The following is an 8,031-nucleotide window of genomic DNA, read 5'->3' as shown; positions in this document are numbered from 1 at the left end:
CGACTAAAGTCGCCGTTCGTTTTTCATCTACGTTTTAAAAAACGTAGCTTTCAAACTCTCGTTTTTCTTTCGTAAAATCGCGATCGACATTCTCAAGCCGTTAGGAGTATTTTGAGAACGGTTTGTAAAGGTTTCATCGAGTTGGTTCATGGTTAAATCGGGTTGGTTTTCAATGCTTTGGTTCTGTTTTCTGCCCCAATCTCTAATTTCCGGCGAGTGTTTCAGGTTCACTGCGATCGCGCATGGGGCGAGGGGTGGCAGATGATAGCCTAGGCAGAGTCGTTTTCCACCTGCCGCATCATCCGTCCACCCCTCACAGTGGAACGCTCCTCGAGTTTCGCTTCGACGGCTGTTGGTGCCGCCATGATTTTAATTTAGGTAATTGGGTTTTGGCCGATCGCTAAAGCAGTGACGAGCATTCCGAGTACGAGAAACGGCTGAGCAGATGCCTGGTATTTGACATCATTTTCCAGGGGATTGCGGAGAAAATACATGTCCTGGAAGGTGATTTGCGGAATGACCAGCAAAATCAGAATCGCCGCGTACAGGTTTTGGTGAATGCTAACCAAATAGCCGGCAATGCCTAGCTGGAAGATATCGATGATTAACACGCAGATCCAAGCCGCTGTGCCCACACCAAACATCACGGGCAAGGATTGCAAACCCAGTTGTTTGTCGCCTTCGACACTTTTGAAGTCGTTGACGATCGCGATGCCCAAGCCGGCAATGCTGTAGATGAGGGTGAGGATGATAATTGTTGGACCGATTTCGCCAAACAGGGCTTGTCCCGCCCACCAAGGCAGGGCGATGTAACTCGCACCCAGGGCGTAGTTGCCCAACCACCCGTTTTTCTTCAGTTTCAGCGGCGGCGCAGAATAAATGTAGGAGAGGAAAGACCCACCGATCGCTAGGACGGTGATGGTGGGAAATTCGTGCCCCGCCCAGGTATCTAAGGCGTAAGCAATGCCAATTCCTGCCAGTAGCAACACCCAAATTTGGGTGATGACTTGGGGCACTGAGATGGCCCCGGAGGGAATCGGGCGATAGGGTTCGTTGATTGCGTCTAAATCGCGATCGTAGAAATCATTCAGGGTTTGGGTATAGCCTGTCAGCAAGGGGCCGGAAAGCAACATGCAGGCGGCAGCGATTAACACATGCTCGAGTTTCCACTGGTAGTTACCCGAAGCGGCGGCACCGCATACCACCCCCCAAATCAACGGGATCCAGGTGATGGGTTTCATCAGTTGCAGCCGTATCTTCCAAATGGAGGTTTCTTTGACATCGGCTCCTTTCATGCCCAACATCTGCCGCGTTTTGGCACTGCGGTTGGGGGCAGCAGCGTCGGTAGCGGGTTGGGTTGCAGTCTCGCCCGCCCCTTCAGGCGGCGCTTGTTCTGGAGACTGGGACAGATTGGACTCAGGTGCAGAAGGGTTAGACATATCAGGGGATGAAATTTTCGTTTCGTCCAGTAGTGGATCTAGTTTATTATGCAACCTGACATCAATTTTATGACTGGGAGAGGCAAAAAGCACGGATTTGGATCCCACTTGGAGTACCGATGCTCTAAATTACCCGCTGATATTATCGCTACAAAAGTGCTACGCAGCCTCGGGGACAGCCTGTGGGTTGATGGGGTGAATGTTAAAAATTATGTTGGGTTGACCGATTCCGAAAAAGTTGTGTTAATATATGCAAGTAAAAAAAGTGGATGTTGGCTAACTCCCGAGTATCGAGAAAGGCGATCGCCACTCCCTCAAGGCTTATATGTATTGTCAAGAATATTTAACAAATAGACAGTGCAGCGGCTGGTTAAATTGAGACATTAACAGTGAAATCCTATGCTATTTAACTCTTTAGAGTTTATTTTGGGATTTTTACCCATTGCGCTCATTAGTTTTTATCAAATCGGCAGAAGAGGATATTACAATTGGGCGATCGTCGCTCTGTTAGCGGCTTCTTTCTTTTTCTATGGCTGGTGGAATCCCCCATACCTCCTGTTACTGATAGGTTCGATAGGGTTCAACTATGCGATTGGTTGGGGATTAAGCCACAAGATTAATAGACCCATCGGCAAAAAGGTTTTATTAATTGTTGGCATTGCCGCTAATTTGGCCATTATTGGGTATTACAAATATGCGAACTTTTTTATCGCCAGCGTTGATGATGTTTTGGGTACCAGTTGGGAACCGAGCAGACAAGTAATTCTGCCTTTGGGTATTTCGTTCTTTACCTTTCAGCAAATCGCGTATTTGGTCGATGTTTACCGAGGAGAAACTCAAGAATACAGTGCATTGAAGTACGGGGTTTTTGTCAGCTTTTTCCCCCAACTCATTGCCGGACCTATCGTCCATCACAAACAAATGATTTTCCAGTTGTATGATCGAGCCATTTATCGCTTTAACTGGGAAAAGTTTACCATAGGAATTACCATTTTTATTGCCGGATTATTCAAAAGTGATGTTTGCTGACAATCTCGCTCGCTATGCCACGCCAGTATTTCGGGATGCAGCGCGGGATATACCAGTAGAATTTTTTCAGGCATGGGGAGGGGCATTGGCCTATTCATTACAACTTTACTATGATTTTTCCGGTTACTCCGATATGGCGATCGGTGCCGCATTGATGTTTGGTATCACACTTCCCATTAATTTTAATTCCCCCTACCAAGCAACCAGTATCATCGACTTTTGGCGGCGATGGCATATCACCCTTTCTAACTTTTTGCGCGATTACCTTTACATTCCCCTCGGTGGCAATCGGAAAGGGGAAATTCGCCGCTATATCAATTTAATGATTACCATGCTGTTGGGGGGACTTTGGCATGGTGCGGGTTGGACATTTGTGTTATGGGGAGGGTTACATGGCGTTTATTTAATCATTAACAACCAATGGCGATCGCTGTGCAAAAAATTGGGACGCGCTCGCCAAGGAAATCACGGGTGGAGTCGGGCGATCGGCAGTTTCATTACCTTAGTCGCTGTGGCGATCGCTTGGGTGTTTTTTCGAGCGAGTAACTTGGAAGCGGCACTGGTATTATTGAAAGGGATGGTGGGTGGAAATGGTGTTTCCATTCCGTTGGCGATCGCCGAGGCACTCGGTTCTCTCAAACCCTTACTCGAAAGTTGGGGTGTGAAATTTACATCAGTTGCTGAAAAACAGTTCGTTTTAACCTATGTTTGGTCTCTGATTCTGTTCGCGATCGCATTACTCTGTCCCAACGTTTACCAGTGGATGAGAGAGTACAATCCCATTCAGAGTAAAGATGTCATTCTTCGCCACTCTGAGGAAGATTCTTCATTAAAGCACCTAAAATGGCAACCAAATTCGACTTTCGGAATTGTCATGGGTATTGCGGCTTTTATCGTCGTAAAAACTTTTTTTACCGCTTCTCAAAGCGAGTTTTTGTATTTTAATTTTTGACCTATGCGGTATTTAAAATATTTACGTTTACTTGTTTCCAGTTTCTTAATTTGCTGGATTATTTTCCTATTAGCATTTTTCTACCAACTAGGAGTTCAAACAACAAAAATTTCAGCTTGGATCGACAATATTTATGTAAATAAAGAGAGAATTGCTCGCTCAATCGATACGCCTAAATTAATCGTCGTTGCGGGTTCCAATGCACTCTATGGCATTAGCTGCGAGGCAGTTGCCGCACAGACTGGAGTACCCTGTGTAAATGCAGCCACTCATGGAACACTAGGTACGGATTACATCTTTAGGAAAGCGCGCTCGTTAGCTAAACCAACAGATATCGTTCTTCTGCCGCTTGAATATCATTTTTACAAACAAAGGGATACGCTAAATAATGTATTTATAGACTATGTAGTAGCTTCCAATCCAAGCTATTTACTGTCCCTCAATCCTTTCCAGCAAATACGTTTCGTTTTAGGCACTTCTTTTCCGCGTTTGCTAAATGGTATGATTAACAAAACCATCTATTACCTCAACTCGGAACCCCGGGAAAATACCAATTTATTTTTGAATGAGTATGGAGATATTAAAAAAAATAAAGAAGCGAACATTACCTCGAACTTAATCCATATCGTTGCTGAGGAAAAGCCGATGGAATTGCAAGGCTACCTCCGCTCGACTTCCGGAATGAAAAGCATCCGGAAATTTGTAGAATGGGCTAGAGAAAATCAAATTCAGGTAATCGCCACTTGGCCGAATACCATTGGGTTTGATGTCTATCAAGAAGCTAAATCACAAGAATATTTTCAAAGTATCAAAGATTTTTATCAAGAAATCGGTGTCCCGGTTCTCGGCGAACCCGAAGACTTTATGTACGACAAATCAATGTTTTACGATACCAGTTATCATCTTCACGATCGCGGTACCCGTCACAGAACCCGACAAACCATCGATTTACTCTTGCCCTATTTAGCACCCCTGCGAGAAGCTCAATAGCATCGTTGAGCTAATTGTCTCTGGTAGATTGGTTTTTTCTCGGCGCAAAAGGGGGCGATCGCTACACTGAAGCGATCGCTCACCCAATTAAAAGGAAATAATCAAGGATTGCTGTTGAAATTTAGCTCCTTTCACCGGCTTGCCCCTCAGTTGTGCGGGCAAAAAGATATTGCGCCGCTGATCTCCCGCTTCTATTGTCACTTCTGGACCATATTGAGTTAATTTGACTTGTTTTTTGTCAAATCCGGGTAAAAATAACCGCACTTGGCTGGTCGCAACATCCACCTCAATCGGGCGCGGTGCCCCTGAGGCTTTGCTGAAGTCTGGTAAAGCATCCAGGAGGGGTTGCCAGTCGTCTCCTTCCCGATGAGGCACCCAGCTTACGGGCAGGGGAGAAAACTGTTCTGCCACTTGTTCGGTGACGGGAGAGAGGTTGCAAATCACGCCGCCTACGGTTAAACCCACTTGTTGGGCGCTACCCCACAAATAAAGACTGCTGGCGACAGCAAGGCGATCGCCGGAGGTGACTAAATAGGCTACCACCCGATTGGGATCGGATACCGCTTGTTTGCCGCGATCGAGCAACTGGTTTGCTTCGTCGGCAGGTTTTCCCCCGATATTCTCCATCGACCAGCCGACATTCAAAACTGCGCTGGTGACGGGTTGGACGAAGGGGGACAATGCTTTGCCTAGTTCGGACTCGGCTAAAACCCCTCGGAAACGGCGAATGTACCAGCTCAGCATTTCTGGCATTCCCAGCATTCGCAGGGTTTCTTTATCGCTTTTGCCATCGTAAACGATAACATCGTATTCGTTAGCGGCGTCGTATTCGCGGATGGCGTTTAGGGCGAGGGCGCTATCCATTCCGGGCAAAATGCCCAGTTCTTCGCCGTAGACTTCTTTGAAGAAGGGGGTGCGGATGTATTCCGCTTCCAGTTTTTTGAGCTGTTCCCAGCTTCGTTGCAGCAGGGTAGTGGATTCAAACTGTACTGCTTTGAGGTTGGGAGCTATGGGTTGGGGGTCGCAGGTGAGGGTAGTGCCGAGGAGTAAACTCAAGGCAGGACTGGTGTCTTGTCCCGCTAAGAGGACGCGCTTACCTTCGGCGGCGAAGCGCTTAGCAGCGGCGATCGCGATCGTGGTTCGACCCGTACCACCTTTACCCAGAAAGGTCAAAATCAGAGCCATTGGTTTTTTTGGTTCCCACTTGAAGCATGTCTTATGTTAATCCTTCCTCGCGGTGGCAGGCTGGGATTAGCACTGCCAAATTCCGCGATCGCCCCTACTGAACGGGTTGCACCTCATCTTCAAAGAACCAGGTGGATATGCCGCTGTCAAATTCTACGACGACACCAACCCCACTCCCGTCTGTCATTTTGAACCCTTTTACGGTACCGACGGGATTTTGCTTGATTTTATTCACCATATCGGCGGACAATTTCTCTCTGAGGCGGCAGACTTTGACCTTTTGACCGATTTCCATTTGCTATCCTGTGCGTTTGCGATCGTTGTAAACCATTCCACAGTTTATCAGGGCTTGGCTTCTATCCCAACTCTTCTGATTTGATTCGTCAGCGAGTTGGAGGAAGGGGACACCACCGGGATGAAGCGTTAGGGGCTTGTGGGTCTGCGGGAAAAATTTTGTTGGATCGAGTGTTTATTCTTGACAATCAACTATGCTTGCAAAACGAATCTTGCCTTGTTTGGATGTGAATGCGGGTCGCGTGGTCAAGGGGGTGAATTTTGTCAACCTCCAAGATGCTGGGGATCCGGTGGAACTGGCGCAGGTTTATAATGATGCCGGTGCCGATGAATTGGTGTTTCTGGATATCACCGCCACCCACGAAGACCGGGACATTATTATTGATGTGGTTTACCGCACCGCCGAAAAGGTGTTTATCCCCCTGACGGTGGGGGGTGGGATTCAATCCTTAGAAACGATTAAAAAATTGTTAAGAGCTGGGGCGGATAAGGTGAGTATTAACTCAGCGGCGGTTCGCAATCCCGAGTTTATCGATGAAGCGAGCGATCGCTTTGGCAATCAGTGTATTGTGGTGGCGATCGATGCCCGTCGCCGCAAGGATCCGGAGAACCCGGGGTGGGACGTTTACGTGCGCGGCGGTCGCGAAAATACCGGGTTAGATGCGATCGCTTGGGCGCAAGAAGTGGAATCTCGCGGCGCTGGGGAATTGCTGGTGACTAGCATGGATGCGGATGGCACGCAAGCGGGATATGACTTAGAATTGACGCGCACTATTGCCGATCGCGTGGAAATTCCGGTAATTGCCTCTGGCGGTGCCGGCAACTGTCAGCATATTTATGAAGCGGTGAGTGCAGGGAAGGCAGAAGCGGCGCTTCTGGCGTCTTTACTACATTACGGTCAACTCAGCGTTGCCGAAATTAAAACTTACCTGGCAACCCATCAAGTTCCCGTGCGGCAATAGTTTCGGGTCTTGACTTTCTCATTTTGAGGCGCTTTGGCGAATCTGCCAACTGTGAAAATAATATGAAGTTTTCACGGTGGGCGATCGCTCAGAGCGCCTTTTTTGTGCGCTGTAAGCCTTATGGGGTCTGGAATTGAGGGCGTTTTCACTGCCCGATCCCACCCCTCGGTTTTTTCTTAAGGTTCCCTCGCTTAATCTGAGAATATGTTAAAATATGTAAAGTCTTCGCGCGATATATGTAAAGTTATGATCCTCATACTCATAATAGTCATAGCTTTGGTGGCTTGGGCACTGCACCTGATGCAGCAAGCTTTCGATCAGAGCGAGTTCTCCCTGATGTTGGCAGGAACCTTGGTGGCGATGGCTGCAGCCGCTATGATGGCTGTCTATTTTCTGATGGGGGACTATATGTTATATGTAAAAGAAATGGCCCAACGCGGGTTAGGAGAGTCTTCCTATGACTCGGTAAGCGCAGTTAGCGTTAGCCCTTGGATTGAGGCATGGCCTGTGGAATATTCCGAAACCACAGACGGTGGCTATATGGATGCCTATATGGATGGCTATATGGATGGCGATCGGCGCAGCCCTCTACTGCCCTAAGGCGGGAAATCTTTACTGCGGATCCATCTCTAGGCTAGCTTTCCTCCGCCAGCCCCCCGAATGATTGCCCGGGACAGGCAAGCCAAAAAAAAAAGTCAAAAAAAAATTTTAAAAGTGCTTGACAAATGACTTAGATTCGTGCCATTATAATAAAGCAACTGAATGAACGGGGCTATAGCTCAGTTGGTAGAGCACCTCAATGGCATTGAGGGGGTCAGCGGTTCGAGTCCGCTTAGCTCCATCAAAGATAAAGAGGGACGAGCAAATTGCTTGTCCCTCTTTCTATTTTTTTTGTTGGAGCGATCGTCGATTTAAAGGTATTACTCAAATAAATTGGCAAGCCCACCTACTTGGTGGGAGAATTGCATCTCCGGAGTAATATTGCATGTCCGGAGTAATAATGAAATGCTTGGTGGGTACCCCCCAATAGGTTAGAAAAGAAAATTGCACAAACTTCTTGGAACCGGTGATGCACCCTACTACTCGTGAAAGAAAGCTTACTTAAACAACAAAGCCCCCTTCAAGAAAAGAAGGAGGCTTTGCGTAAAAATTAACCGGGCACCGAGCTATTTTCCCAGGA

The 8,031-nt window shown here is 47.5% G+C and carries 8 protein-coding genes and 1 tRNA gene; 6 read left to right on the top strand and 3 right to left on the bottom strand.

Annotation, left to right across the window (positions count from 1 at the left end):
* Positions 1 to 374: 374 nt before the first annotated feature.
* Complete coding sequence (chlG, locus tag AC0QH1_RS01410) at positions 375 to 1,439, bottom strand: chlorophyll synthase ChlG (RefSeq protein ID WP_324628962.1); 1,065 nt, start codon at positions 1,437 to 1,439, stop codon at positions 375 to 377.
* A 399-nt stretch (positions 1,440 to 1,838) separates the two neighbouring features.
* Between chlG and AC0QH1_RS01405 the strand changes: the two genes are divergently transcribed.
* The 3 genes from AC0QH1_RS01405 to AC0QH1_RS01395 are packed head-to-tail and all read left to right on the top strand — an operon-like array spanning position 1,839 to position 4,410.
* Entirely contained in the window at positions 1,839 to 2,468 is a 630-nt protein-coding gene (locus tag AC0QH1_RS01405) for an MBOAT family O-acyltransferase (protein WP_324628961.1), read from the top strand.
* Complete coding sequence (locus tag AC0QH1_RS01400) at positions 2,458 to 3,420, top strand: MBOAT family O-acyltransferase (protein ID WP_324628960.1); 963 nt, start codon at positions 2,458 to 2,460, stop codon at positions 3,418 to 3,420. Before AC0QH1_RS01405 ends, AC0QH1_RS01400 begins: the two co-directional genes overlap by 11 nt.
* A gap of 3 nt (positions 3,421 to 3,423) precedes the next feature.
* Complete coding sequence (locus AC0QH1_RS01395; RefSeq protein ID WP_324628959.1) at positions 3,424 to 4,410, top strand: hypothetical protein; 987 nt, start codon at positions 3,424 to 3,426, stop codon at positions 4,408 to 4,410.
* Between the two features lie 87 nt (positions 4,411 to 4,497).
* On the opposite strand, the gene AC0QH1_RS01390 is transcribed toward AC0QH1_RS01395, so the two are convergent.
* Positions 4,498 to 5,595 (bottom strand): Get3/ArsA fold putative tail anchor-mediating ATPase NosAFP, encoded by a 1,098-nt coding sequence (locus AC0QH1_RS01390; RefSeq protein ID WP_324628958.1) that lies wholly within the window; start codon positions 5,593 to 5,595, stop codon positions 4,498 to 4,500.
* 94 nt (positions 5,596 to 5,689) lie between these two features.
* Positions 5,690 to 5,890, bottom strand: coding sequence for a cytochrome b6f subunit PetP (petP, locus tag AC0QH1_RS01385; protein ID WP_324628957.1), 201 nt, complete (start codon positions 5,888 to 5,890; stop codon positions 5,690 to 5,692).
* Between the two features lie 193 nt (positions 5,891 to 6,083).
* On the opposite strand from petP, the gene hisF reads away from it, so the two are divergent.
* The 3 genes from hisF to AC0QH1_RS01370 all read left to right on the top strand — a co-directional run bounded on the left by hisF (position 6,084) and on the right by AC0QH1_RS01370 (position 7,692).
* The gene (gene hisF, locus AC0QH1_RS01380) at positions 6,084 to 6,851 is read left to right on the top strand and encodes an imidazole glycerol phosphate synthase subunit HisF (protein WP_324628956.1); all 768 of its coding nucleotides are present in this window, start codon (positions 6,084 to 6,086) and stop codon (positions 6,849 to 6,851) included.
* Positions 6,852 to 7,130: 279 nt separating this feature from the next.
* Complete coding sequence (locus AC0QH1_RS01375) at positions 7,131 to 7,451, top strand: hypothetical protein (RefSeq protein WP_324628955.1); 321 nt, start codon at positions 7,131 to 7,133, stop codon at positions 7,449 to 7,451.
* Positions 7,452 to 7,619: 168 nt separating this feature from the next.
* A tRNA-Ala gene (locus tag AC0QH1_RS01370) sits at positions 7,620 to 7,692 on the top strand.
* Positions 7,693 to 8,031: the final 339 nt, after the last annotated feature.

This window comes from Phormidium sp. CCY1219, from assembly GCF_055795085.1.
The sequence above is the reverse complement of the archived record's forward strand: the minus strand, read 5'-3'. Positions and strand labels throughout refer to the sequence as shown.